Annotated in this window: 22 protein-coding genes; 3 read left to right on the top strand and 19 right to left on the bottom strand. The window is 56.3% G+C overall.

Features of this window, described 5'->3' with window-relative positions; translation table 11 throughout:
* Positions 1-214: 214 nt before the first annotated feature.
* A complete protein-coding gene (locus tag MSL71_RS23185) occupies positions 215-1,570 on the top strand; it encodes an amidohydrolase (protein ID WP_180145751.1) in 1,356 nt (451 codons plus the stop codon).
* A gap of 214 nt (positions 1,571-1,784) precedes the next feature.
* Here MSL71_RS23185 and MSL71_RS23180 read toward each other — a convergent pair whose 3' ends face one another.
* From MSL71_RS23180 to MSL71_RS23150, 7 genes are all read right to left on the bottom strand, one after another.
* Positions 1,785-2,546 (bottom strand): hypothetical protein, encoded by a 762-nt coding sequence (locus tag MSL71_RS23180; protein ID WP_180145748.1) that lies wholly within the window; start codon positions 2,544-2,546, stop codon positions 1,785-1,787.
* A 200-nt stretch (positions 2,547-2,746) separates the two neighbouring features.
* On the bottom strand, positions 2,747-4,936 hold the full coding sequence (gene katG / locus MSL71_RS23175; RefSeq protein ID WP_180145744.1) for a catalase/peroxidase HPI: 2,190 nt from the start codon (positions 4,934-4,936) through the stop codon (positions 2,747-2,749).
* Positions 4,937-5,388: 452 nt separating this feature from the next.
* On the bottom strand, positions 5,389-5,655 hold the full coding sequence (locus MSL71_RS23170) for a DksA/TraR family C4-type zinc finger protein (RefSeq protein WP_180145741.1): 267 nt from the start codon (positions 5,653-5,655) through the stop codon (positions 5,389-5,391).
* Positions 5,656-5,809: 154 nt separating this feature from the next.
* A complete protein-coding gene (locus tag MSL71_RS23165; RefSeq protein WP_180145738.1) occupies positions 5,810-7,156 on the bottom strand; it encodes a uroporphyrinogen decarboxylase family protein in 1,347 nt (448 codons plus the stop codon).
* A 298-nt stretch (positions 7,157-7,454) separates the two neighbouring features.
* Entirely contained in the window at positions 7,455-8,087 is a 633-nt protein-coding gene (locus MSL71_RS23160) for a corrinoid protein (protein ID WP_180145735.1), read from the bottom strand.
* An 81-nt stretch (positions 8,088-8,168) separates the two neighbouring features.
* Positions 8,169-9,752, bottom strand: coding sequence for a BCCT family transporter (locus MSL71_RS23155; protein ID WP_180145732.1), 1,584 nt, complete (start codon positions 9,750-9,752; stop codon positions 8,169-8,171).
* Between the two features lie 225 nt (positions 9,753-9,977).
* Positions 9,978-11,414 carry a trimethylamine methyltransferase family protein gene (locus tag MSL71_RS23150; RefSeq protein WP_180145729.1) on the bottom strand — a complete coding sequence of 479 codons (1,437 nt, stop codon included), beginning with the start codon at positions 11,412-11,414 and terminating at the stop codon, positions 9,978-9,980.
* A 974-nt stretch (positions 11,415-12,388) separates the two neighbouring features.
* Between MSL71_RS23150 and MSL71_RS23145 the strand changes: the two genes are divergently transcribed.
* A complete protein-coding gene (locus MSL71_RS23145) occupies positions 12,389-12,733 on the top strand; it encodes a C2 domain-containing protein (RefSeq protein ID WP_180145726.1) in 345 nt (114 codons plus the stop codon).
* Between the two features lie 708 nt (positions 12,734-13,441).
* A complete protein-coding gene (locus MSL71_RS23140; protein WP_180145724.1) occupies positions 13,442-15,451 on the top strand; it encodes a TonB-dependent receptor in 2,010 nt (669 codons plus the stop codon).
* A 698-nt stretch (positions 15,452-16,149) separates the two neighbouring features.
* Here MSL71_RS23140 and MSL71_RS23135 read toward each other — a convergent pair.
* The 12 genes from MSL71_RS23135 to MSL71_RS23080 form a co-directional block, all read right to left on the bottom strand.
* Complete coding sequence (locus MSL71_RS23135) at positions 16,150-16,935, bottom strand: hypothetical protein (RefSeq protein ID WP_180145721.1); 786 nt, start codon at positions 16,933-16,935, stop codon at positions 16,150-16,152.
* Between the two features lie 461 nt (positions 16,936-17,396).
* Positions 17,397-18,008, bottom strand: coding sequence for a hypothetical protein (locus MSL71_RS23130; protein ID WP_180145717.1), 612 nt, complete (start codon positions 18,006-18,008; stop codon positions 17,397-17,399).
* Positions 18,009-18,018: 10 nt separating this feature from the next.
* The gene (locus MSL71_RS23125) at positions 18,019-19,041 is read right to left on the bottom strand and encodes a phage tail protein (RefSeq protein ID WP_180145714.1); all 1,023 of its coding nucleotides are present in this window, start codon (positions 19,039-19,041) and stop codon (positions 18,019-18,021) included.
* 14 nt (positions 19,042-19,055) lie between these two features.
* Complete coding sequence (locus MSL71_RS23120; protein WP_180145709.1) at positions 19,056-19,706, bottom strand: phage tail protein I; 651 nt, start codon at positions 19,704-19,706, stop codon at positions 19,056-19,058.
* On the bottom strand, positions 19,699-20,817 hold the full coding sequence (locus MSL71_RS23115; RefSeq protein WP_180145706.1) for a baseplate assembly protein: 1,119 nt from the start codon (positions 20,815-20,817) through the stop codon (positions 19,699-19,701). Before MSL71_RS23115 ends, MSL71_RS23120 begins: the two co-directional genes overlap by 8 nt.
* Positions 20,807-21,127, bottom strand: a complete 321-nt coding sequence (locus MSL71_RS23110) for a hypothetical protein (RefSeq protein ID WP_180145703.1) — start codon at positions 21,125-21,127, stop codon at positions 20,807-20,809. Before MSL71_RS23110 ends, MSL71_RS23115 begins: the two co-directional genes overlap by 11 nt.
* Entirely contained in the window at positions 21,128-21,514 is a 387-nt protein-coding gene (locus tag MSL71_RS23105) for a phage tail protein (RefSeq protein ID WP_180145700.1), read from the bottom strand.
* Position 21,515: 1 nt separating this feature from the next.
* Positions 21,516-21,701, bottom strand: a complete 186-nt coding sequence (locus MSL71_RS23100) for a hypothetical protein (RefSeq protein WP_180145698.1) — start codon at positions 21,699-21,701, stop codon at positions 21,516-21,518.
* Between the two features lie 2 nt (positions 21,702-21,703).
* Positions 21,704-22,216 (bottom strand): phage baseplate assembly protein V, encoded by a 513-nt coding sequence (locus MSL71_RS23095; RefSeq protein ID WP_180145695.1) that lies wholly within the window; start codon positions 22,214-22,216, stop codon positions 21,704-21,706.
* Positions 22,216-23,223, bottom strand: a complete 1,008-nt coding sequence (locus MSL71_RS23090; RefSeq protein WP_180145691.1) for a phage late control D family protein — start codon at positions 23,221-23,223, stop codon at positions 22,216-22,218. Before MSL71_RS23090 ends, MSL71_RS23095 begins: the two co-directional genes overlap by 1 nt.
* Positions 23,220-23,423, bottom strand: a complete 204-nt coding sequence (locus MSL71_RS23085; protein ID WP_180145688.1) for a tail protein X — start codon at positions 23,421-23,423, stop codon at positions 23,220-23,222. Before MSL71_RS23085 ends, MSL71_RS23090 begins: the two co-directional genes overlap by 4 nt.
* Positions 23,416-25,605, bottom strand: coding sequence for a phage tail tape measure protein (locus tag MSL71_RS23080; protein ID WP_180145684.1), 2,190 nt, complete (start codon positions 25,603-25,605; stop codon positions 23,416-23,418). Before MSL71_RS23080 ends, MSL71_RS23085 begins: the two co-directional genes overlap by 8 nt.
* Between the last annotated feature and the right edge of the window lie 111 nt (positions 25,606-25,716).

Below are 25,716 nucleotides of genomic sequence, written 5' to 3'. Positions count from 1 at the left end.
TGCTACTTGTCCATTGTAGATCTACCCGCACGGCCTCCGGCAGGTCGCTTTTTGAAAAAAGCTCCGCAAAAACGTTCCGGAAACCAAAGCGTCTATCTTCAGTCGCGGTAGGACTGAAGATAAACGTATAGCGGTGGCCGCCCCGTTGCCTCCGACCCTACCCCGTGGTATGACACAGACACCACCATCCACCCATGCCCAAAGGGGAAAAAACATGCCCTGTGACCCGCTCAAAGACGCCGTCTTCCAGGCCATTGATGCTGAACAAGAGACCCTCGTCGCCCTGGGGGAAACCCTTTACGCCCAGCCGGAGCTGGGATACCGGGAGCATACGGCCACCCGGGAGGTGGCAGGCCTTTTTAAGCGCCGCGGCTTTGAAGTGGAAGAGAACATTGCCGTCACCGGGATGCTGGCCAAACCGAAGGTCTCCCGGCCCGGTCCGGTGGTCTCGGTCCTCGGAGAACTCGACGCCATTGTCTGTGCCGAGCATCCCCATGCCGACCCGGTTACCGGGGCTGTCCACGCCTGCGGCCACCACATCCAGGTGGCCATCATGGCTGGCGTGGCCATGGGCCTCAAGGCCGCCGGGGCCTTTGACCTCTTGGACGGCTCCGTCAACTTCATGGCCGTTCCCGCCGAAGAGTTCGTGGAGATGGCCTTTCGCGCCCGCCTGAAGCAGGAAGGAAACATCACCTGGTACGGGGGCAAGCAGGAGCTGATCCACAAGGGCTATTTCGACACCACGGACATCGCCATGATGGCCCACGCCCTGGACCTGGGTCCCGGCCCCTCCGCCGTCATCGGAGCCACGGGCAACGGGTTCATCGGCAAAGAGATCCGTTTTACGGGCAAGGAGGCCCACGCAGGTGCGGCTCCCCACGACGGGGTCAACGCCCTCAATGCCGCCATGCTGGCCATGATGAATATCCACGCCCAGCGGGAAACCTTTCGGGACGAAGACCACATCCGCGTGCACCCCATCCTCACCAAGGGAGGGGATGCCGTCAATGTCGTCCCGGCGGACGTGTGCATGGAAAGCTTTGTCCGGGGCCGCACAATTCCCGGCATGCAGGATGCGTCCCGAAAAGTGGACCGGGCTATCCAGGCAGGGGCCATGGCCGTGGGCGCCGCCTCCACCATCCACAGCATGCCCGGCTACCTGCCCCTCCTCACCGTGCCCGAGCTCGACGCCCTCTTCAAGGAGAACGCCCTGCCCTTCTGCGGTTCCCGCATCATCGACGGGGCGGAATTTGCAGGATCCTTTGACATGGGGGACCTCTCCCACCTCATCCCCTGCCTGCACCCGTTCACCGGCGGGGTCTCCGGCAACATCCACACCCGGGAATTCCAGGTCACGGACATGGCCTCGGCAGTCCTCTTTCCGGCCAAGGCCCTGGCAGGGACCATCATCGACCTGCTCCGGGACGGCGCAAAAAAGGGAAAAGCCATCATCGACGGCTTTTCCCCGAGACTCACCAAAACTCAATACCTCAACTACCTGAACACAACCCTTGAAACACGCCGAATGGACGAGCCCGCAGACAAAGAAAAAAAGGAGCAATTCAGCTAAAAAAGCCTCCGGCGGCCCTGCCGGGGGCCAAACTTTTAAAAAGTTTGACAAACAGGTTTTACGAACGACGTGGATGGGCCGAAAGCTTTCGGCGAGCCGACTGTTTTAAACATAACGGACATTCAACCGAAACGTTTTTGCGGAGCTTTTTTCAAAAAGCGACCCGCCGGAGGCAACTGAATGGTTACGAAAAAAAGAAGCCACTCATGGGATCTCAATACTTGAACCGCAAGCCTGTTCCCACCCCCCAGTCATAGGGCTTGTCGCCCCCGACCCCCACAAGGCCATCCAGGTACAGGGCGATGGTTTCATTGATGTGCTTGCCGAGCTGCAGCTCCGCATTTGCCGGGATGGCTTCATCATTTTCCCAGTCCACGGGAACCTTGGCATCCAGCTTGATCCATACCTGTTTGGGCAATGGCCTCAACACGATCACGCGGAAGGCCGTGGTGTTCACGTCTTCCCCACTGTAGCTGAGATAGTGCTGGACCAGGGGAATCAACATGGTGCCGCTCTGGAACCCCAGAGCGATGCCGGCAAAGGGACCGATCTGATCGGCCCCCGTGCCGATGCCTTTGTCCAGATCCCCCAGGTCCACGATCCAGTCAAAGCCAAAGGCAATGCGATACTTCAGATCCCCCCAGATCCCCTCGGACGGGAAAAAGATCCCCTTTACCAGGGCGGACTCGAAATCCTTTTCGCTGCTCCCGGTCACGTTGGTCTCCCAGTAGTGGAGTTCGTACTTGATCTTCACCTTCTCGTGGGCCATGAACGCGCCGTCAATGGAGAAATCATTCACGTGACCGCTGTCCAGGTCCAGGTACTGCCACCTCAGATCGGTGTTCTTGACCTTTGCAAGGGGGTTACTGGCGTTTTCCCGTTTCCCCTCCTCGGCAACCGCAACCAAGGCACTCGACAAAAGCAGCGCACACACAGAGAAAGACACCACAAGGCATCGAACCATGCGTCTTTTCATGGGTATTCTCCCGGTCAAACGGATGTGATGGCGACATTGACCAATGCCATGCAGATGCCGCTCTGTTGTGGACCAGGGCGTTCAACGCCCCAAGCCCGGTGCCCCTTCCCATGTGCGGCAGACGGTATGCCGAACACAGGAAGAGACGATGCAAAGGGCGATTACAGGCCGCTTTCACCCTGGTTTCCCCGCGCCTCAATTCAGGCAAGGTCAAAACGATCCAAGTTCATGACCTTGTGCCATGCTGCCACAAAGTCATTCAGGAACCTCTCCTGGGAATCCCCGCACCCGTACACCTCGGAGATGGCCCGAAGCTGGGAGTTGGACCCGAAGACGAGATCGACCCGGGTGCCGGTCCATTTTACCTCACCGGTTTCCCGATCCACGCCCTCGAACACATCGGCGTCGTCGGAGGTGGGCTTCCACTCGGTTCCCATGTCCAGCAGGTTCACGAAGAAATCATTGGTGAGGGCCCCAGGCCGATGGGTAAAGACGCCGTGGGAGGATTGGCCGGTGTTGGCGCCCAGCACCCGGAGGCCACCCATGAGCACCGTCATCTCAGGGGCAGTAAGGGTGAGCAGCTGGGCCCGGTCCACCAGCAGCTCTTCTGCCCGCACGGAAAATTTACTTTTAAGGTAGTTGCGGAACCCGTCGGCAACCGGCTCCAGCACCGAAAACGATTCCACGTCGGTCTGCTCCGGGGAGGCGTCCGTGCGTCCGGGAGAAAAGGGAACGACAATCTCATAGCCGGTTTTCCTGACTGCCTGCTCGATACCGGCGCAGCCCCCCAGCACGATCACATCGGCAAGAGATACCTTTTTACCGCCGGACTGGATAAACGCCTGCCGGACCTCCTCCAGGGTATCCAACACCCCCTTCAGCGCAATGGGCTCATTGACCGCCCAGTCCTTCTGGGGCGCAAGGCGAATCCGGGCGCCGTTGGCCCCGCCGCGCTTGTCCGAGCCCCGAAACGTAGACGCAGAGGCCCAGGCCGTTGTCACCAGCTGGGAAATCGACAAGCCCGAGGCCAGGATCTTGCCCTTGAGGGTCTCGATATCCCGGTCGTCGATGAGTTCATGGTCCGCCGGAGGCACCGGGTCCTGCCAGATAAGGGCCTCTGCCGGGACCTCCGGGCCAAGGTAGCGGGAGCGGGGCCCCATGTCTCGGTGGGTCAGCTTGAACCAGGCCCTTGCAAAGGCATCGGCAAAGGCCTCCGGGTCCTTGTGGAACCGCCGGGCAATGGGCTCGTAGATGGGATCCATGCGAAGGGAAAGGTCGGCGGTTGTCATGATGGTCGTCACCCGCTTTGAGGCATCGTGGGCTGACGGGGCCAGGTCCTTTTCATCGGGGTTGACCGGTACCCACTGCCAGGCACCGGCAGGGCTCTTCACCAGGTTCCAGTCATAGCCGAAGAGCATGTCGAAATACCCCATGTCCCACTGGGTGGGTTTCGGGGTCCACGCCCCTTCAATACCGCTGCTGATGGTGTCGTCCCCGTGCCCGCTCTTGAACCCGCTCTTCCAGCCGAGGCCCTGCTCTTCCATATTCGCACCCTCGGGCTCCGGCCCCACATGGGTGGGACTGCCCGCCCCGTGGCACTTGCCGAAGGTGTGGCCGCCTGCCACCAGGGCCACGGTCTCTTCATCGTTCATGGCCATGCGCGCGAAGGTCTCTCGCACGTCGTGGCCCGAGGCCACGGCATTGGGCTCGCCGTTGGGCCCTTCGGGGTTGACGTAGATCAAGCCCATCTGCACGGCGGCAAGGGGGTTTTCCAGGTCCCGCTCACCACTGTAGCGGGTATCGCCGAGCCACTCGGTCTCGGTGCCCCAGTAAATGTCCTCCTCTGGCTCCCACACATCCTCACGCCCGCCGCCAAAGCCAAAGGTCTTGAACCCCATGGACTCTAAGGCGCAGTTGCCTGCCAGGATCATGAGATCCGCCCAGGAGAGTTTCCTTCCGTACTTCTGCTTGACGGGCCAGAGCAGGCGCCGGGCCTTGTCCAGGTTCACGTTGTCCGGCCAGCTGTTGATGGGCGCCAGGCGCTGGTTGCCGGTCCCTGCCCCGCCGCGGCCGTCCCCGGTGCGATAGGTGCCTGCGCTGTGCCAGGCCATGCGGATGAAAAGACCGCCGTAATGACCGTAGTCCGCAGGCCACCACCCCTTGGAGTCGGTCATCAGCGCGTAGAGGTCTTTTTTCACTGCCGAAAGGTCCAGTGTCTTGAACTCTTCGGCGTAGTTAAACGCCTCGCCCATGGGGTTGACCAGGTAAGAATTCTGATGAAGCATCTTCAGGTTCAGCTGATTCGGCCACCAATCCTTGTTGGATGTTCCCCTGCCTGCAGCAGGGCTACCGGTTTTGCCCGTCACCGGGCACTTGCTGGCTTCGCTCATGATCCGTCTCCTTAATAAGGCTGTTGATTGGACACGCATGGTGATGAATCCATGGTTTGTGCGTCATCATCCGTCGAAAGAATCAAAAAAACGGGTAGGTCCCAGCGGAGAGGCCTGGGTTAATGAAGCGTGAATCCCATGTAGGCAGAACAGAGGTGTAAATGGACGGGAGGCCTTGCCTCCCCAGGGGAGCTTCGGAAGCGGGAAACGTTTGTTGTATGAAACGGGTAAGGCACCGGATGGTCGGGGACGGTCACATGGCGTCCCCGTGCACAGCATGGCAGTGAAAAAAAGCTGACAGTTCCGGAACCCTCCGACCGAGAGGCATACGCCCTGTCACCGGGCGGAAGCCGTGCAGCACTGAAGGCATAGTATCACATTGATATATTGAGTTAAAACTGTTTAACCCATAATTTGGACAGGAAAAGAAAAACCCGTTCCCCATGGCAGGTTCAGCGAAGCTGGCTGTCTTTGCTGCCCCGCCGGTTGATGGCCGAGGCACGTGTCTGGCGCTGCTCTTCTTCCTGCTGGCACGCAACGCACAGGGTGACGCCGGGTATGGCCTTGCGCCGGGCTTCCGGAATCTCTTCCTCGCACAACGCGCAATGGGTGAGACCGGGGCCCGTGGGCATCATCTCGCGGACCCGCTTTACCTCATCGCCGATACTGGCATCGATCTGATCGTTTACGGCCCCGTCACGGGCCCATCCTACAGCCATCATCCCTCCTTGCATCACACCATGGTTTCCAAGATCTTTACCTAAGCAATATCCCCAACAAAAACAAGCCTTGGGCCAATAAAAAAGCCCCGATCCGCAAAGGGCCTCGGGGCTTTTCGTTGTCACGCTCCGGTTGCCTTCGGCAAGCCCGGGCTTACTTCATGGCGGCGTTGATCTCTGCTTCGAGGGTCTCGCTGGTGGGGATCAGGGAGACGTGCTTGATCTCGCCATTCACCAGCATGGCCGGAGCGTTTGCAAGGCCCACCCGGTTCATGAAGGCGACGTTTTCGGGGTACATGATGGAGCGCTCCACCACCTTGACCTTGTCGCCGAAGGGAGCGGCGGCGTCGTTGGCGGAGGCGACCATGTAGCCGCAGGCCGCGCAGGTCTTGGAGTCGATGGTGACCACTTCGATGAGGACGTGGTCGAGGCTGGCGTAGTCAGGCAGCTCGATCTCCGGAAGCTCGTCCTTTTTCACATAGGCCTCAAGGGCCTTGCGGGTGGCCTCCTTATTATGGACGGCCATGCCGATCCCCACGATGTTTTCCGGGGGAACGTTGAAGGGCACGTCGCACCCGGGGGCCAGGATGAAGTCCTTGGTGCCCAGGGCGTCCATGAGCTCAATGGCGGCCTTCTGGTTGTCCTGCTGGGTACCGAAGAGCATGGTGATGGTGAGCTGGAGGTTGCCGGAGATGAGGATACCGTGCTCGTCGGTGACCTTCTTGGCTTCCAGGATGTCCACGTTTTCATCGATGGCGATGGCATCGGGCCGGGTCTCGCACATGGCGGAGATGCTCTTTGTGGCGTCGCCGCACACAAAAAAGGTGGAGGGCACGCCCTGGGTCCTGAGCTTGTCGTACAAGGCCGTATAGGGCTCGGTCAGGAACTGCTTGAAAGAGACCGGAGAGATCTGGGAAACCAGGGGATCCACGGCACCGATCACATCGCATCCTGCGTCAATCAGGAACCCGGCATACTCGCTGACCACCTCTTCGCAGTAGTTGATGAGCTCTTTGACCTTGTCGGCGTCGCCGTACATGTCCATGAAAATGTTGGTACCGCGCAAATGGGACGCCAAGGTCAGGGGGCCGCACACCAGGCCGTAGAGGGCGATGTCGGGGCGGGCTTCCTTGAGGCGGCGGGTGGCCTCCATGATGATGGGAATGCGGCCGTCTTCTTTGGTCAGGCGCTTGGTGGGGATGGTAAAATCGTTAGCAAGGGGGTGGCTGCACACCGTGGGCGGGGTGTTGGGGTACCACTTCAGGTCGCATCCGAGGATCTCGGCCTCCACCTGGAGGTCGAACATCACAGGCAGTCCGTCCGGTGCATACTGCGCCACCGCTTCCAGCAGGCACTCGACGAGTTTGTCTGCGTCCTTGAAGATTTCATCTGCGGCATAGCCTTTGAGGTTCGCGATCTGGGCACCGGTGTAGGGGACCCAGGGGGTGCGGGGGACATCGTTGTGGTTGAGGGCGTTCAGAATCAAGGATTTGCCGTCCATGGGGTACCTCCGATCAAAAAAACATGTATGTACGGGCCAGAAACAAAATCCGGCGATGTTGCTTAAAAATACAGGGAGCCTGCCGCATCCACGCCTGCCCCAAAGGGATGGGGAGAGAGCGTGGACGCAACAGGAAAAACGTCACTATTCAGCTTATGCCTCCGGCGGGTCGCTTTTTTGAAAAAAAGCTCCGCAAAAAACTTTCCTGACACAAAACAGGCAAAACTATTTCGGCAGGTCCGCCGGAGGCGTTTTGGCGCTGAACAGTTTCATGCGCGATTGCCTTGGAGCATTCGGATTAGTGAAGAACCAGCTGCCGGGCGACTTTTCCGGCGTCTCCGGCATCGGCGGCAAAGGCGTCTGCCCCGATGCTTTCGGCATACTCCTGGCTCAAGGGGGCGCCCCCCACGAGAATTTTCACGGAGTCACGGATACCGGCCTCTTTGACCGCTTCGATGGTTTCTTCGACGTTGCACATGGTGGTGGTCAGAAGGGTGGAAAGGCCGATGATGTCTGCGTTGTGCTCTTTGGCCGCCTCCACGAAGGCCTCCTTGGTGATATCCACGCCCAGGTCCACCACATTGAAGCCCGCGCCTTCCAGCATGATGCACACCAGGTTCTTCCCGATATCATGCAGGTCCCCGTGCACCGAGCCGATGACAATGGTGCCGATTTTTGTGTCGGCCTCACCGGTGAGATGGGGCTTCAGGACCTCCACACCGGTTTTCATGGCCTGGGCGGACATGAGCATCTCCGGCACAAAGGTCTCTCCGGCGGAAAAGCGCTCCCCCACCTCATCCATGGCTTTGATGAGTCCCTCCTGGAGGATGGTGTTTGCGTTGGTCCCTGCCTCGAGTTCTCCGTTGACTTCGCTGACGACTTTGCCGGCATCAAGGCCGATGACAGCCTGGAATATATCTTGGATAGCCATTTTTTTATTCGTACTCCTTGCAAAAAAAAGACAAAAAACACCGGGGCGTGTCGTTGGATGGCCCCGGTGCGTGGTGCTTGGTTATTCGCTATGGGAGGGGGCGGCCACGGCCTCCCCTTCTGCTCGTTCGTTTTGAATCAGGTCTTTGACCAGGGTGACGATGCCCAGGATCATGACGATGAAAAAGGGCACGGACCCCAGGATGGTGGCGGTCTGGAGGCCCTTGAGGCCGCCGGAGTAGTTGAACACCACAGTCAGGAGCCCCAGGATAAGCCCAAAGGTGATGGTCAAACGGTTGTTTGCCTTGGGATCGGAGACATCCACGCCGCTGGTGACGAATCGGGCGGCCACGTAGGTGGCCGAGTTGCACGAGGTGATGAGGAAGAAGAAAATCAGCACCAGGGAGAGCCCTGTCATGAAGTGAAAGCAAGGCAGGTGCTTCAGGGTCACGAACAGCGCCATGGCGAGATCCTTGTTGATGGGATCACTGACGTTGAGGTGTCTGACAAACTCCAGGTGCATGGTGGTCCCGCCCAGGGCCGCCGAGAAGATAAAGGAGAAAACAGGCGGCAGGATAATCACCCCGAGGATAAACTCCTTGATGGTCCGCCCCTTGGAAATACGGGCGATGAAGGCGCCCACAAAGGGGGCCCAGGCAATCCAGAAGGCCCAGAAAAAAACGGTCCAGTTGCGGGTCCAGGTGTCGTTGCCGAACAGGGTGGTGGCAAAAGAGAGTTTGGGAAGATCAAGCATGTAGTCGGAAAAGCCCATCCACAGTGTTTTGAAGATGTAACCGGTGGGTCCGAAGACAGCAAAGAAGAACATCAGAACGATCATGAACACGACACAGAGGTTGGCCACGAACTTGATCCCCTTGGCCACGCCCGTCACCGCCGTGGCGATATAGGCAAAGGTCACCACCAGGATAAGGGCCGTGGTCAGGTTGGGGCCTCCGGGGATGCCGAACAGGCTGCTGATGCCGCTGGCCATCTGCATGCCGCCCATGCCCAGGCCCGTAACCACGCCGAAAATGGTGGCCCATGACGCGAACGTGTCCACGAGGCGGCCCACCAGGCCGTTGGCGTGCTTCCTGCCGATGAGGGGAATCAGGCAACTGGAGAACAGGGCGCCCTCCCCTTTTCTGAACTGAAAATAGGCCAGAGTCAGGGCCACGACGGCGTAGACCGCCCATGCGTGGAAGCCCCAGTGGAAAAAGTAAAGCTCAAGGCCCAGGCGGGCCGCTTCAAAGGTGTTGGCCTCGCCCGTGGGGGGAGCGGCCATGTGCACCAGGGGCTCGGCAACGGACCAGAAGATCAGGCCAATGCCCATGCCGGCAGAAAAGAGCATGGAAAACCAGCTGAAGGTGGAAAACTCCGGTTTTTCGTCGTCCTTGCCGAGGCGCACCTTGCCATAGGGTGAGAAGGCAAGGGCCAGGCAGAAGACAAGAATCCCCGTGACCCCAAGAAGATAGGTGGACTGAAAGACCTTAAACACATAGCCCACGGCAGTGCCGCAGACCTTGCTCAGGAGGTCCGGCCAGCCGGCGCCCAAAACAACAAAGGGCACGGTGAGGGTAATAATAAAATAAAAAATGGTGATGTCTAACTCGGCACCGAAGTACCGCTTCAGCACGCTTTGATTTTCCTTACATCCGTCCTGTAACATACAATATCCTGTCATGGTGGTTGGAATGCGCGGCCGCCTCTCGCTCCATACAAGAGGTGCGGCCGCAGTATGATTGGATGACCCGTAGCCCGGATATGTCATGTGCCGCATGATTCCACGGTCACTAGCATTAGTTCATCGGCGTTGCGTTTTCCCATGGGATATCCGGGTGAGCCCTCGTCTTTCACGGGTCGAGCCACCCTTATGTCTCATGAAATACCCGGATCAGGCTGCGGTGGTGGCTGAACCGCGCCGTGTGTCGATATAGGCCATCAGGTCCTTTTCAATGGCAGGGTCCATGTCCGGCCTGGTGTAGGCGGCCAGGCGCTCCTGAACGTGCTTCGCGGCAGCATCGAGCATCTGGGGGCTGCCCTCCTGCACCCATTTGGTGTGGTTGTTGCGATACGCCAGGGTGGGAAGGAAAAATTCCGTGCGACAGCGCATGGCTGTCGTGGGCTCCATGAGGAAGCTGCCGCCGGCCCCTATGCGGGTAATGGCATCCATGTTCAAGGTCTCATCCGTGAATTCCACGGGTTCAAGGGCCCTGCGAACCATTCCGGCCAGCTCCTCGTCCATGACAAATTTTTCCAGGCTCATGGCGGTGTAAGCCCCCAGGATGCCGCAGGCCTGATGCATGTAGTGGGTCCCGGCGGCAAGGCTCAGGGCCATGGTCAGGGCCGACTCCATGCCCGCCTGCATGTCCGAGCAGTGGGCGTCGGTAAGCCCGCCGCCGTAACGGCAGGGAAGGCCGTAGTACCGGGCCATCTGGTTGGAGATGTTCATCAGCTTGAGGAGCTCGGGGCTGCCGATGGTGGCTGCGCAGAGGCGAAGGTCTGCCCCGCAGGAGGTTCCCCCGCAAACACAAGGGGTACCGGGGCGTACAAGCTGGGCAAGGACGATGCCTGCCAGACTCTCGGCCATCTCAATCACGGCGGTTCCGGCCAGGGTGATGGGGCCGCTGAGGCCCGCCATCACCATGCTGGAAATAAGAAGGGCCTGGCCGCCACGGGCCAGCTCAATGACGCTTCCGGCTGCCTCGGGGCCATAGATAAGGGGAGATGTGGGATTGATGGAGGTAATGGACACCGGGCTTTTGATGACCTCCTCGCGGCTTCCCCACACAATGGACGCCATCTCCAGAAGCTCCACGGAGTTCTGCCGACCGGAGGGGTTGCCGGTGAGGGGCTTGTCCGAATAGATAAAGGTGGAGGCCAAAAGTTCGGCCGATGCGGATTTGGGATCAAGATCCGGAGGGGCTACCATGCCGCTGGCCGTCATGTCGATATACTTGGACCCCTGAACCAGCTTGAGGAAATTCTCCACATCGTCCATGGTGGCCGAACGACGGGTGCCGTCGGCATCCATCACAAAAGGAGCGCCCCAGCCGGGGCTCAGGGCAAAGTGATCCCCACCGATGCGAACGGATTTTTCAGGATCCCTTGCGCGGATGATGAACTCCGACGGAGTGGTCTCCAGGGCTTTTTTCACCTGCTCTTCCCGGAAGAAGACCTTGTTCCCCTCCACCTTGAAGTCGTTGGCCTTGAAGATCTCAAGGGCCTCGTCGTCTTCAAAGATGACCCCCGTGGATCCCAGCACCTCCATGCAGGCGGCGTGAAGTTTCTCTTTTCCGGCGTTATCCAGTGTTTGGAACCTGTTCAGCATGTCACCACACTCCTTCGTATCTATTCTGTCGACCTTGCGGTTGATTGAAGTCAGAAAAATAATTTATCGAAAATGGGATAACAGCAAAGCCCGTGCCATGTTGAAATAAAAAATTTTGATAATGATAATCAGCGGGTTTCTCGGCGCGCCATGTTACGGCGGAAGGAGCGTTGATGCAAACCTGCATTTTATTTTCGACAACAGGCTGTATTCTTTGATGTTTTACCGAATTTATGCGCGAATGCATTTTTGCATAAATCCTCAATATGGCGTGATTCAAAGGGATTTTCCGCGAAAGAGAGGAGCGACAATGCAATTCTGCATTGAATATGGATGGCCGGAAACCACCCCTGCGTGATGAGAGACCGGCTTTCTAAGCGAAGCCTCAAAAGATGCACGCCATATATTGGGCGCCCGACAGCCTGTGTTCAACGTAGCTGCCGTGCTGCAGAAGACACCGCTTGAACCTGATTCAATGGTTGCCCCCCCTAAAGGCACAACCTTCAATATTTAATGATTATTTTCATTGATTTTCAGTTGAAATAAGACTAACTTTTTCTTTAACAGACACTTAAAGCACAACCACGTATAAAGCACCATTTCACACTCCCTCCCCTTGTTCGCATCACAATTTATAGTGATACTTCGCAACGACTCAGCTTTGCCGCAGACGGATCGCTTTTTGAACAAAGCTCCGCAAAAACGCTCCGGCAGGGCCGCCGGAGACAAGCTGATACTGAATAGTTACGATATGTCTTCCCTTGACCTACTCTGTCTGCAGCGCCTCCCTATCCACCGGTATACTGACGACGACCCGGCACCATCACCCATGGCTCCAGCCTCAAAAAGGACCGCAAGACGTTCGCCTGTGCCTCATGGCGCCAGGCCTTTAAAAACACAAAGGAGGTGGTAACCGTTTGGGTCATGACGCCGTCGTATGTTGGGTTTTGCAACGTCAAACAAGGAGAATCCTTATGTCTTTATTCAAATTAACTCGCCTTGAATGCAAAAGAACAAGTGGCTCGGGAACATCGGATGATGATGTCTACATGAATGTCCAAATCGACGATAATGAATTGAAAAGGAAAGTCTGGGGCGGATCACACGGTGAGAGCATTGAGTCCGGTGACACAAAAACGATCGGCCTTATTTATGATGTGACAGACAAGCTGAGGGTTGATCTTTGGGAGTGGGATGCAAACTCATCCAACGACCTCCTCGGGTCCACGATGATTTATGCTGATTCCCAGTCAGGAAACCGCGTCCTTGTAAACCCTGAAGAGCAGGACGAATACATTTTGTATTTTGAAAAGCTCTAACAGCCCCTGATCTATGCTGTCTTTTCTGTATGGGGTTTATCATGCCCCCGAAAGCAATGGAAAAGCACCCAGAGCCATCAGCACCCCCGTTTCAAAGACCAGAAGCCAGCCATGCAACAGCTTGGGAGGCGCAATAAAAAACCCCGCTGCATTCACATGCCGCGGGGTTTTTGCAGGCTCTGTGCCTATTTCAAGGGGTGGGTGAACCAGAAGCGCCAATGCAATCCGTCAGCTTCAGCTTAAGGGTTTTTCAGCTAATGAAACATGCAGTGGCGTGAACCATATGACGCCCGACATGGGTACCTCATGAAAAAAAAACAAAATCAAAGGCGCCTGCATACCGCGAGACACGCCTCACCATGACAATAAACCGGCCGAATGCAGTGTGGTCACCGCCCCCCCTCAACACACGTTTCTTTTCCCTCCTGCAAACAATCTGGCAGTCCCCAAGGGCCAGCATCGCCCCGCCCCACAAAAAGCGAAATCAGCCATGTCCGGGCTTTTTAACTCGAAAGAGATATTTCGCATTGACTCTTAATTTTACTTATACTAACTTCTTTGAAGCCAAAAATAAATTTGAGATACCAATAAAAATCATTCCCTACCAAGCGGCAAACCTGAAAGTTGGGTTCCGGCACACCTCAGATTTCTTTCATGGGAAAAGGAAATCATCACATCCCTACCGTATAGACGAAGGAATTCGGGCACATGCGCATCTTCACCATATCAGCAGCTGTTATCTGTTGCCTTTTGGTATTCGGCAACCCCACCGCCTATGGAGACAACACGCCCGAGCCTCGGGAATTGAAAGAGGTGGTGATCACCGCCCAAAAACAACGAGAAGATCCACAGTCTATCCCCATCAGCCTGACCCTTCTTGACGCCATGGACGTGGAGGACCGGGAAATCGGTGTCCTTCGAGACGTCAGCAATTACACCCCGTCTCTCATGATGTTCGACCTGGGCTTTTCCACCACCTCCCCCCCTTCCATCCGGGGCCTCTTTGCCGACGCCATTACCCTGGAAAGTACCATGGGTGTCTACGTGGACGGCGTCCCGATGACCATGGGCATCGGCATCAATGACCCGATTCTTGATATTGAACGCATCGAAGTCCTCAAAGGCCCCCAGGGGACACTCTACGGAAAGAACACAGAGGCCGGCGTCCTTAACATCATCACAACAGAGCAGGGCAACGACCCCACCCGCAAGGTGAGCGTGCGGGGCGGCAGCGACAACCTGCGCGGGGCCTCGGCGATCATCGGGGGCCCCCTCATAAAAGACAGGCTCTTTTTGGGCGTGTCACTGCGCCACTATGAAAAAGACGGGTACGTCAAAAACGTCCTCACTGGAGATGAGGTGGATGACCGGGAGCACAACTATGGAAAGGTGAACCTGCGCCTTGCACCCACCGACACCCTGGACATCACCCTGATCAAGAGCATCCTGAGCTATGACGACGGCGCCGGAAGCCTGGGAAACACCTTCCAGCCGGACCGGGAAGTGACATCCGACCTGGAGGGCGAGAACACCTCCAGCAACGACCTCACCAGCCTGAAGGTCCATGGTGACATCACACCCGACGTGGCCATCGATTCGGTCACCACGCACCGAAGATTTCACGGCGAGCAGGTCCAGGACAACGACTTCACCTCCAACCCCATGCTGGAGCGACACCTTTTTCTGGACAACGTCTACACAAAGAGTTCCCAGGAGCTTCGCCTCAGCGGGACCTCAGGCAACCTCAGCTGGCTCATGGGGCTGTATGCCGATATCTTTGAAAACGACATCGATGAAACCTGGACAGGCGTCATGCCCATGACCGTTCTCCAGACCATTGACGGGGACTCCCTCGGCATCTTCGGCCACATCAACTACGGGCTTACGCCCCGCCTCAACATCATCGCAGGCCTCCGCTACGACGATGAAAAAAAAGAGCTCGACGATAAAGCCAAAGACCTGAACGAGAAGAACACCTATGACGAAGTCTCTCCCAAGCTGGCCCTAAATTACCATGTCACGCCGGACATCATGGGATATGTCACCATCGCAAAGGGGTACCGCTCCGGCGGATTCAACCCATACGCCGTCACCGGCTACCCCAAGACCTATGACGAAGAGACCCTCTACTCCTATGACATCGGGTTCAAATCAAGACTCCTCCAGAAAAGGCTCACTCTCAACGCCAACCTCTACTACATGGATATTTCGGATATGCAGGTCACGGCCCACATCTCCAAATCAAACCCTGTCCATACCTATACGTCCAACGCGGCCGAAGCCACGTCCCAAGGCGCAGAGATCGAATTCACGGCACTCCTGGGAAGAAGCTTCACCCTCTTCGGCGGTCTCGGTCTCAACGAGACCACCTTTGACTCCTTTGAAGACGCCCTGGGCAATTACAGCGGCAACGAGAACCGGTTCGCCCCAAAATACAGCTTCAACTGCGGCCTGGCCTACCGCGACGCCCGGGGCCTCTTTGCCCAGGTCGATGCCACCGGCTACGGCGACATGTACCTGGACAAAACCAACACCACAAAGCGGGATGCCTATGAGCTGGTCAATGTAAAACTGGGTTATGAAGCCCAGTTCTTCGATATCTATCTCTACGGCCGCAATGTGTTTGACACCACATACGACACCATAGGCTTTGCAGGGATCTACAACATCTACTCCCCTCCGGCCGAGTGGGGGGCCCGTGTAACCGTCCGATTTTAACTCCGCCGAGCTGAAAAAAAACGGTAACTATTCAGCTCGAATTTGCCTCCGGCGGGTCGCTTTTTTGAAAAAAAGCTCCGCAAAAAACGTTCCGGCATAAAGGTTAGAACTGTCAGAATCGCTGGAATTCATGGCAAAGCTGTCAAGACCTGTTTGTCAAATTAAGTTGAATAGTCACCAAAATAACGAGGGCCAAAAACGAAGAAAATAACCTTCGAATAAGGTCAATCCGAACTCCAGGTGCCAGAAAAGCCTGAGGCAATCAGAGAATTAAGAAGGATCGCAGTGACTACCCTTTATACAACAGGGGGTAATTCTAGATTTTTGGCACGCCAACGCCACGATGGCTTTACCACTACAAAGTGGACTGAAAGACACCTATCCTGACGCAGGGGGCGAAGCGGCCTTCGTTTTTCCACTGTAATGAAACTGTAACGCAAAATGGGTCTATGTGGGGCTATTTGAAGGGATTTGGGCTCACTTGAAACGCAAAAAGGTTTCCTGCCGCAACGGCAAGAAACCTTTTTTAAGATACTGAAATCGTATTTACAATTTATGGTACCCGGAACGAGAATCGAACTCGTACAGTCTTGCGACCGAGGGATTTTAAGAACTCGCCAGTGACAAATAAAACCAATATATTACTTTAAACTATACGGAAACTTGACGGATAATTTAAAATGACCAAGCCATTCCGCCTACAAGGCAACTTCTTTTAAGCGCAATGACAATCGGCTATCCCCGGACAAAACAATTCCTCGCGTTTTCACTGGTGTGCCCTTTTTCAGAAGGGCATACTTCGAATTGTTGGTCAGCATTGATATCGAAAACCCTGAAAAAAGCGTGTTGGGTTTCCAGTCTAAATATACAGTGTACCTTGCGTCATCATCTGAATGAAACCGTCTATTCTCAACAGCCGTGTTGTCTATAGTGTTGGACAAGGTAAAATCCAATTCATATGTTCGCCCCTTCATATTCTCGTCAAGCCATTTACCCCTACCTGCATCTGTTAAATCTTTAAGAACAGCATAATTAAACGCCAAATCTGCTAACAAATCGCGTCTTGAAGAACTATACGCATTCGGATCATTCAAAATTTCAACAATTGCATGAGATACTTTATTTGAATACCCTTTCTGATCAAAAACTAAGGTAATATTATTATCAAGCCATAATTTTGTATCCGAATCCTTGTGCTGCATGCCAACAAGCGTTACATCGACGGTATTACCGACCATTTTGACCGCTATCTTAAACCGGATTTCTATTAGAAAGTCATACGTATAAACATACCCCGATTGAAAGGTCTCATTGTAAATATCGATCTCTTCCAAGGGAGCCCCTTGATTACAATAAACACCTACAACCGCAGGATATAATGCCAAATTACCATCATATGTCCCTAAATTCAGTGGGGCCGGAGTTGTAGATACACATGCCGTAGAAACCAAAAGAGCAAAAAAAACCATCAAACTTCGATACACAACCAACCTCCACAATTCAATAAATCATAAGCCAACTTAATTTAAATAAATTAAGCCAAAAACAAAGAGCTCTGGCCTGTCAATTTGATAACATGAATACTTATCGGAGTCGCAACAGTTTTCCTTTAGAGTGTTTCACTGCTTTCAATAGAAATGGGACCTGTGGACAGAATCCCATTTCTTTATTTTGACAATCCCAACAGCCTGAAAACTGGATATAAGACTTCGAGCCGTTATATTCTTCAACAGTTATCCTGCGTGGTTCCAACACTCCTCAATTAAATACTTTTGACGGTTGCGGCTACGGGAATCGAATCCAGATCCCTGGTTTGAGACAATCCAGCTATAATAACAACCCTATATTTAAAATATCTCCTTTCATCTATATCATCCTAACACTCTGTAAAATCCCGAAAATACGTCTGCCATTTTGTTGAACTTCCACAATTTTAATTTCCGTCTTATTCGGGTTTTGTGGCGTATCTCATAGGACTGGGCGGTTGTTCTGGCCAAGGCACATCTCCATCCGCCCAGGGAAAACCGCTCTGGTCGGGCAAATCGCACAGTGCATCGGCCCAAACGTGCCATACGGAACGCTGGCTTTTATAAAAAGCAAATGCAGCGGAGTCGTCTTCTGCTTCGTCGATCCATCGGGATAGCTGCTGGGAAGCTGGGGCATAGATGGCTAACAATTTTCCGTCGCGTTCCTTACGCCTTGCAGCAGACAACAGGGGTAAATCCAAGAGCCATGAGGCCCCGTCATGGGTTCGGTGAAAGTGGGTGGGCGGTGGCTCTGTCAGGCTTCCATCTGGGATGTCGTTGCCCAGCTCAGAGACAGAGTTCTTTATTCCATCCTGAGTCCAGTACGCGTCCCCGCGTTTGTCGATGACCACTTCCCACCCCCGAAACCACCCTTCAGCGGTCAAGGCGGCACGGGCCGCGTAGCCTGCGGGGATGTTCTCTGGAACAGGTGTGGCGGTTTCTGATCGCCCGATGGGGTTTGGGTGATTGTCAGGCTTTACCACAGGGAGTAAGGCTTCGTTAGTTGATTCATCCCATGGATAAACTTTCATATATAGTCTCCTATATCCCCGCGTAAATACACGCGAGAAAGGCCCCGTTTCGAGAGCGGTTTTCACTTGCGGTTGGCACAACTCTTGATGCGTCAAAGCCCACTCCGTCAATACTGCTGTTCGCTCCTGAAACGGTGGTAAATTGTTTTGCAATGTTAGGTTTTGAACGGTAAAGGGCACCTGTAAATCTCGCAGATCCGGCAAACGAAAGGCTCTCTGCATCTATTGTCGTTTCCCACTCGCCAGTAATATTTCGTATTGCGTCTCCCTGCCAACTACCCAGCACACGGTCGGCATCCACCCCCCTGCCGTTGTCCCACCCACGGACAAATTCACCTCGCAGGTCAGGCAATAAACTTCGGCCACTTGGCCCCATCCCATGCCGCCCCGCAAGAATCGTATTCAAAACGGTTGCTTTCTCCGGGCACTCGCTCCCATTAGCCTCCATCCATCCCGCGGGAGGAACTTCCCGATCAAAAAAGCCGACCATTCCAACCGAATACGCCCTCAGCTCTTCTGCCAAGTGAAGCCTCTCCGCTTCTACTGACGCCTGTAACTCATCCGCCACATGCTGCCTGGTCGCCAATACCACCGCTGGATCCACCTTCAGCTCCACTGCAGCCGTGTCCGTCACCTCCAGGATCATCTTCACGTAGAGATCCTTGGAAGCCCCCTGGGTAATCTTGGGCTTATACGTAAGGGGATACTTCCCGATGGCAATGAGGTTGCCCTCCGAGTCAAGGACACCCACCTCCCGGATGTCGAAGTCTCCCACATCGGATGGGATGAAGGCCTCCACCACAAGCCAGTTGCTGTTGGTTTCATCCACAGAGATATGGTTGATACTTCCGCGCCACACTTCGTTGATCAACGTGGTTCGCTGAAGCATGGCTGCCAGCTCCAGGCCCGCGTAGGATCCGTTACCGTCGCCTACGGCCAGGGTTGAAAACGAGACCGATTGCCCCAGGACCGGCGAGTTGGCGAACATCGCCTTGCCGGTGTTGGTTAAAGTTGTGAAATAGGATTCTGCCATTGGTGTTTCCTTTTTTAGGGATAGATGCAGGTGGTTTCGATCATCTGGGTTCCCAGGCCAAAATAGACGGGCCCGGACTCTTCCAGGTTTTCGGGTTGCCAGGGGAAGACGGAGACGGTTTCGGCGTATTGTCCGGCCATGGCCATGTGCATTGTGCCCTGCCCTGTCAGGTAGGTGATGACGGCATCGAGCTTGGAGCGGACGTTCTTGTAGGCTTCGATGAGCTGGTCTGCCCAGGCGTAGGCCTGATCGGTGACGCCCTGGTCGGTGACTTCCACGCGTACACGGAAGTGGTAGGGCTGGCCGTCGTAGGTCCACCACTCTTCCACGGTGCCGCCGCCGAGCACGTCGGCGATGGCGCCCTCGATGGCGGACGGAGTTCCTTTTTGTCGATGACGGGCCACGGAGTTCCGGACAAGGGCCCTCTTCTTTTCAAGGGTCAGGCTGTCGTCCCAGAAGTCCACCTTGAACTGCCAGGCCAGGTGGGTGAGGAGGGGCTCCTCCAGCTCGTCCCACCGGCTGTATATATATAAGGTGTCGATGGCCCGGTTGATCTGCTTCAGGTCGCCATTGATGGCGCGGGCAGCTGCCCGGATGCTTTCGTCTCCGGAGATAGACGCGGGGAGGATGTCTGCAAAGGAGATGTCGGCCAAAGCCTTACTCATCTTCCACCCCCGCGTAATTCAAGGTTTGGGTGCCTGCCTGGGCCACCTGGGTGGTGGCCAGCTTTTGAAAAGAGGGAGACCGCAGCACCACGCGTTTTGCGCCGGCACTCTTTAAGCGGAAAACCAGCTCATCGGGGTTGATGTCTCGGCCCAGCTTTTCGCTTTGCCAGGCTGTGTAGTCGGCAATGGCCTTGCTCACCCGGCTTTGAATTTCAGAGATGGCCTCCTGGTTCTCTCCGGAAATAAAATAGTCGGCATCGATGTCGAAGCCCACCGGCACCGGAGCAATGACGGACACCCTATCCGTCAAGGGCCTTCGGTTCTTCGGCGTCACGGCATCGGCCACGGTTTGCAAAATGGTTTCATCCGGAAGCCTGCCTCCGGAGAGGAGCACCACCACCTGGACGGTGGCGTCTGCAGGAGAGACCACGGCCACGTCGGCGATCTCCTGGTGGGCCGACTTGGCCCAGTAGATGTAGGCCCCTTCGGGACCTGCAACCGAGTACTTGTCCGGGGCGTTGTGGATCCGCTCTCTGTAAGGCTCGTTGCCTTCTCTATCGGCTCCGCCCGTGGATGTGATGGTGTTGGAAACGCTCACCACATATGGGACGGGATCCACCATCTGGTTGATCTGCCCAGGCACGTATCCGTTGCCCACGGCGCCCGTGGCCATACAGGTCACGGGCACGTCAACAAAGCTCTCCCCGGCGGCCACCTCGGCATAGCTTTCCGTCTTGAAAAAGAGTGTGCCGTCCGGAGAGACGCGGATCCCTTTGTTGATGGCCACCACAAATCCGAGGGGCTCGGCAATGGAAAACCGGCATAGGGTTCCGGCGGCAGAAGAGTCCAGCCGCTCCGTCTCCGTAAAGGCCCCCAGGTGATCCAGGTGGTCGCCCTCGCTGTAGGCCAGGAGATTCATTTTCCCCGCGTGGTTGATCAGCTCACGCTGCTGCACGATAATGGAAGCCAGCCCCATGAGAAAGAGGCGCTCCGGATCCGCAGGGGATAGGGATTTGCCTGTGATGCCCTCGTGCACGGTTAAAATATTGCTGATGGTTTTCTCGGCATCGGCTTCCACAAATTGGATGTCCGGAAGGTTCTTAAGGCTCATTGATTTTAATCCTCACCACAGGGATCAGTGTCCCGGCCCGGGCCTTTTCGGCATCGGCCACCCAGGACACGGAGAGAACATCCACCCCGGGGACATAGGTCTCAATCCCCTTGATCACGGCTGCCGATGCTTTGGCCTTGGCCACCGGAAGCGGTGTGTCCAGATAGTCCGCCTGTGCTCCGAAGGCCCTGTCCAGGGGAAGAGTCCCCACCCGGGTGGCGCACACAATCTGCACCTGCTGCACAATGGCATCGATGCCCGTTGCTCCGATCACCACACGGTCCAGCTGCCCCGTCACATTCAATTCCATTTACGCAAACTCCTTTAACTTGATGGAGACCGCAGCAACCAGGAGCCGCCCTTTGCCGTCGAATTTCTGCCAATCCTCTTCCATGGAAAGAAGGGCAAACCGCCCGAAGTTGTACCCGCCCACAACCAGGTTCTTTGCCTCTCCGGAGGCCAGCACCTTGCGAACGGCATCGATCTCACCTGAAGGCGAGACACCCAGGCTTTCGGCAAACATCATCTGAAGCGACACCTCGTCCAGGCCCGGGCCAAGAAACTCCAGGACAGGCTTTTTCCCGGTGACGGCATGTTCGGCAAACCGCGCCTTGGATGAGCGCTTGAACTCGTCGAAGGTGCGGATCCGCGTGCGGCTGGTTTCAAAAACGATCTCTCCGAAAGTTCCCACGTCCATTTTATGTGTGTCCTTTGGATGCCGGGCTTCCGGAGGTATCATCCAGAAGGGTCATGTGTTTGTAGACGGCCCGGCCCAGGGCCGCTGCCAGCCTCTCGATCCGTGCGAACTCGTTATCTGTTGCGAACCCCTCCGCCTGAAGTTCTTTGATGATGTCTGCCTCAAGGGCACTCGCGTTTGTCGCCATGATTATTTGCTCGCAATGACTGTTTTTGATGCATCCACATGGGGCTTGCCGTCGAACTTGCAAATGGACTTGTCCGTGATCACCCCGCCCAGCTCCCCGCCGCAATCCAGGATCACTTTTTCCGCTTTTACCGTCACCTCCCCGCCCTTCACCGTGATGTCCAGGCTGTGCGTCTTCCTGTCGTAGGTCATGACGGAGCCATCCCCAAAGGTCACATGGGTCAGGTGGGAGCCGTCTGCAGGTGGCGCGTCCACGTCGGAGTAGATCGCCCCCAGGACAAAGCCCTGTTCCAGGCCGATGGGCAGAAAGATACAAGCCACCTCTTCCCCCACGTCGGGCATGGCAAAGAACTTGTCCGTTTGGGTTCTTGGAAAGAGAACCGGCAGCTTGTGGGTGGGATGGCCATGGATCTCCACCTTCACGGATCCGCCCACCACTTCGGTCACCGTGCCCACCTGGACCATGCTATTCACCTTCTCCTCCAGGGCCTTCATGCGCTTTTCGATCTCGATCATCAGTACCCCAGCACCTTTCTCAGGGTTGCGTTTGTCTTGTAGCCGGAGCCCAGGGAGTGCTTGGCCTCGTCGATAAAATAGATGCCGTCAAAAATACCGAATCCCTCCACCCGCACATTGAGCCCGGCCAGGGCCCGGGGATTGCCCACCAGGGAGAAGCTTGCCTTCACCTCTTCCTTGTTCGCGCTCCGAAGTTCGGCCACGGCCTGGGTCTGGGCTTCTGCGATGGACTCCACCCGGCTGTTCACCACCAGGGTCTGACCGGTCTTCGGGCTGTTCTCCGGGGTGAAGGTGTGCTCCACCAACCTCTTTTTTGTCGGGTCAAAAAACTGCACCGTGCATGCCCGGTAGATGTTGTGGGACTTGGTGTTGAACGACCAGGTGAGGATCTCGGAGGCCCCCTTTTTCAAGGTGAACACCGGGGCCTTGGCTTCAAAGATTTTCCCCTGGTAGAGAACCAGCTTCTCTTCGGCCATCTTCAGGTTGAGCCCACGCGCCTTGCAGAGCCTTGCCAAAAGAGCAAGATCACTCTCCTTGCTCTGGGTCACCCGCTCATACGGTGCGTCCTGGTCGGCGCTGAAAAAAAGGGAGAGCCCATGCTCTGCCGCGATGCCCCCGGCCAGCTGCTCCAGGGTGATGGCTTCCCAGACCCGTTCCTTCAATTCGCTTTTGATGGCCGTGGAGGTCATGGAGCTGATGGCCTTCATGGTGACGATGGCAGGAGGCCCGCTTGATGTGATGTCATCCACCTGAAAGGATCCGCAGGAGAGCGAAAGATCCCCCAGGTCGCCCCATGCCGAGCACTCAATCTCCGCCTTTACCCGGGAGCCCTTCTCCGGAAACCAGTCTCCGGACCAAAGCCCGCCGGTGTCTTCCAGCGTGATCTGAAGATCATCGGCCTTGCCCGATGCAAAATCGGTGTAGGTCATGCTCTTTAAATAAGGTGAGATCTCTTTTGAGATGTCCTTGCCTTCAAAATTCAGGTTCAGTCGTGCTTTTCTCATCATGATTTCCAGGGGGGTAAAACGGTTTCGGTTCTCTTTTCCGTGTCCGGGATCACCAGCTCAATCCCGGCACTGAAGACCACGGTCTCCCGGTGCTCCGGGTTGGCCGCAATCAGTCGGGCCATGTGCATCTCGCTTCCCATGCGGGACAAGGCGATGGCGTCCCACATGTCGCCCTGCCGTGTGGTGTATGAATCAGGCAAAAGCGCGCCTCCTGTCGTCGTGGTGAATATCCGTCATGACCTTCCGGACTCGCTCTTCACTCTCCATCATGCTCTGATCCGCCGCTGCCTTGAATTCGGCAACGTTGGAGCCGGTGGCCGTGATATTAATTTGGGGTTTGTACTCAATAGCTGTGCTGGAACTATTCATGGCCGCCGGGGAAACCTCTGGGAACTTCACAGGTGTCACGCCCTGGCTCTGTCTTTCAGGGAAAGGCACCACGTTATCCGGGGGCGTGGGAATGTTCCCGGCGACATTGCCCACCTTGGCGGCCTTTTCTGCCGTTTCAGTCTCTTCATCACTCCCGAAGCCAAAAAAGCGGCCTCCAATTTTCATGAATTTCTTGATCTTTCCCCATATGGAGTCCACCAGCTTCTGAAACGGTTCGAACTTCTTGTAAAGAACAGCACCAAGTCCCACCAGAGCGGCCACACCGCCGACAATTATCCCGATGGGGTTGGCATTCAGGGCCACGTTCAAGGCCCATTGTGCTGCTGTCATGGCATAGGTGCCGATGGCCGCGGCCTTCTGCGCAGCTGAAAGGGCCACGGTTTTAATGGTTGAAGCCGACATGCAAAGATTCACCAGCTGGAACATTTTCTTAGCCTGGAGCAAGCCGCTGCTGACAAAGGTCCAGGCATAGCCACCCGCCACAGCTGCCGTGGCCAGGGCAATGGTCCCGCCCGTAAGAATCCCCACCACCTTGGTGAGGTTAGGGAACTTCTCCGCTGCTGCCGTCAGACCTCGCGTAACAAAGGCAAGGCCATGGGCCGTGGCTGTGATCATCGGAGTCAGGGTATTGCCGAAGACAATGGCAAGGCCTTCCGCAGCAGAGCCCAGGCCCTTCAGGGCCCCCACCGTGGTGTCGTCCATCACCTTGGCGATGGATTCAGCCGTCTCTTTTCCTTCCCTGACCTTCTTGACGTATGCCTCAATGCCGTCCTCACCGGCCTTTGAGAGCAGCTCCGTGATGCCCGCCGCAGACACCTTGCCGAAAATGGTCTTCACCACGTCCAGCTTTTCGGCGTTGCCCATGTCTTTGGTGGCCTTGGCAAGGTCTCCGAGGATGCCCGTCATGGGCCGGATGTTTCCCTGGGCATCGGCTGTGCTGATACCCAGTTTCCCCAAAGCTTCGGACGCCTCGGCAGTGGGAGCCGCAATGCCCAGCACCATGCCTTTGAGTGTGGTACCCGCCATACTCGCCTTGATCCCCACGTTACCCAAGAGCCCGGCCATGGCCGAAGTCTCCTCCAGGGACATCCCCGCCTTGGAGGCAATGGGGGCCACATACTTCATGGTCTCCCCGAGCATCTCCAGGGAGGTGTTGGAACTGGTGAAGGTCCGGGTGAGCACGTTGGAGACGCGGCCCATGTCCGTTGCCTCCAGGCCGAAACCGGACATGATGTCCGAGGCGATATCCGAAGCCATGCCCAGCTCCACGGCCCCGGCCTTGGCCATGTTGAGCACGCCCGGCATGGCCGAGACAATCTGGTTGGTGCTAAAGCCAGCCATGCCCAGATACTTCATCCCCTGGGCCGCTTCACTGGCCGAAAAGGAGGTGGTGGAGCCCAGCTTCCGAGCTGATGCCGTCAGGGCCTCGAAGTCTTTTCCGGTGGCTCCGGTGAGGGCCTTCACCTCCGCCATGCTCTGCTCAAACCGGGCGGAAATCATGGTGGGAAACGCCACCGCCGTGCCGATGGCCGCCGCGTCAAACAGCTTGCCCTGCATCCCGGCCCGTTTGTCCTGCAGGGCCTTCTGCTTCATCATGGTTTTCTGAAGCTTGTCCTGCTTGCGCCGGGCAAGGTCGATGGACTGGGCCAACTTCTGGTTGTGCATCACCAGCTGCCCAGTCTTGATCCCGGTAGAGGCCATCTCCCGCCGAAGCTCGGAAAGGGAGGTCCTCTGCTCCCCCAGTGACGTTTTGAGTTTCTTGGCCTTACGGTTCGCCGCGTCAAACTGGCTCTGAAGCTTCTTGGTGGGCTTTGCGGTGGCGGCCAGCTGAGCGGCAAGGGCCTTGCTCTCGTTCTGGGCCTCAAAGAACCGCCGCTCCGTCTCCTGGATCTCCTTTTTCAGCGATCCAAACCGGTCCACCTTGGCCTTGGATTTTTCAAGCTGGCTGATCTTCTGCCCCAGTGCGCCCACCGTCTGGGACGCACTGAGCATCGATCCCTTAAACGTTGGAGCCACCGAACCGTTCAGCTTAAACGCTATGTCATATACCCGTGATCCCATCGCCTACGCCTTCTCATTCAAATCCGTGATCCATTCAAAAAG

Origin of the sequence: Desulfoluna butyratoxydans, assembly GCF_900699765.1 — a bacterium.
Classification (GTDB): Bacteria; Desulfobacterota; Desulfobacteria; order Desulfobacterales; family Desulfolunaceae; genus Desulfoluna; species Desulfoluna butyratoxydans.
The sequence above is the reverse complement of the archived record's forward strand: the minus strand, read 5'-3'. Positions and strand labels throughout refer to the sequence as shown.

Excerpts from the sequence above, each read along its gene's own strand:
- MSL71_RS23140 (WP_180145724.1), top strand. The coding sequence starts at position 13,442 with ATGCGCATCTTCACCATATCAGCAGCTGTTATCTGTTGCCTTTTGGTA.
- MSL71_RS23115 (WP_180145706.1), bottom strand. The coding sequence starts at position 20,817 with ATGAGCCTTAAGAACCTTCCGGACATCCAATTTGTGGAAGCCGATGCC.
- MSL71_RS23150 (WP_180145729.1), bottom strand. The coding sequence starts at position 11,414 with ATGCTGAACAGGTTCCAAACACTGGATAACGCCGGAAAAGAGAAACTT.
- MSL71_RS23095 (WP_180145695.1), bottom strand. The coding sequence starts at position 22,216 with ATGATCGAGATCGAAAAGCGCATGAAGGCCCTGGAGGAGAAGGTGAAT.
- MSL71_RS23110 (WP_180145703.1), bottom strand. The coding sequence starts at position 21,127 with ATGGAATTGAATGTGACGGGGCAGCTGGACCGTGTGGTGATCGGAGCA.
- MSL71_RS23105 (WP_180145700.1), bottom strand. The coding sequence starts at position 21,514 with ATGGACGTGGGAACTTTCGGAGAGATCGTTTTTGAAACCAGCCGCACG.
- MSL71_RS23130 (WP_180145717.1), bottom strand. The coding sequence starts at position 18,008 with ATGAAAGTTTATCCATGGGATGAATCAACTAACGAAGCCTTACTCCCT.
- MSL71_RS23090 (WP_180145691.1), bottom strand. The coding sequence starts at position 23,223 with ATGATGAGAAAAGCACGACTGAACCTGAATTTTGAAGGCAAGGACATC.
- MSL71_RS23145 (WP_180145726.1), top strand. The coding sequence starts at position 12,389 with ATGTCTTTATTCAAATTAACTCGCCTTGAATGCAAAAGAACAAGTGGC.
- MSL71_RS23170 (WP_180145741.1), bottom strand. The coding sequence starts at position 5,655 with ATGGCTGTAGGATGGGCCCGTGACGGGGCCGTAAACGATCAGATCGAT.
- katG (WP_180145744.1), bottom strand. The coding sequence starts at position 4,936 with ATGAGCGAAGCCAGCAAGTGCCCGGTGACGGGCAAAACCGGTAGCCCT.
- MSL71_RS23125 (WP_180145714.1), bottom strand. The coding sequence starts at position 19,041 with ATGGCAGAATCCTATTTCACAACTTTAACCAACACCGGCAAGGCGATG.
- MSL71_RS23120 (WP_180145709.1), bottom strand. The coding sequence starts at position 19,706 with ATGAGTAAGGCTTTGGCCGACATCTCCTTTGCAGACATCCTCCCCGCG.
- MSL71_RS23185 (WP_180145751.1), top strand. The coding sequence starts at position 215 with ATGCCCTGTGACCCGCTCAAAGACGCCGTCTTCCAGGCCATTGATGCT.
- MSL71_RS23160 (WP_180145735.1), bottom strand. The coding sequence starts at position 8,087 with ATGGCTATCCAAGATATATTCCAGGCTGTCATCGGCCTTGATGCCGGC.
- MSL71_RS23155 (WP_180145732.1), bottom strand. The coding sequence starts at position 9,752 with ATGTTACAGGACGGATGTAAGGAAAATCAAAGCGTGCTGAAGCGGTAC.
- MSL71_RS23100 (WP_180145698.1), bottom strand. The coding sequence starts at position 21,701 with ATGGCGACAAACGCGAGTGCCCTTGAGGCAGACATCATCAAAGAACTT.
- MSL71_RS23080 (WP_180145684.1), bottom strand. The coding sequence starts at position 25,605 with ATGCTCAGTGCGTCCCAGACGGTGGGCGCACTGGGGCAGAAGATCAGC.
- MSL71_RS23180 (WP_180145748.1), bottom strand. The coding sequence starts at position 2,546 with ATGAAAAGACGCATGGTTCGATGCCTTGTGGTGTCTTTCTCTGTGTGT.
- MSL71_RS23165 (WP_180145738.1), bottom strand. The coding sequence starts at position 7,156 with ATGGACGGCAAATCCTTGATTCTGAACGCCCTCAACCACAACGATGTC.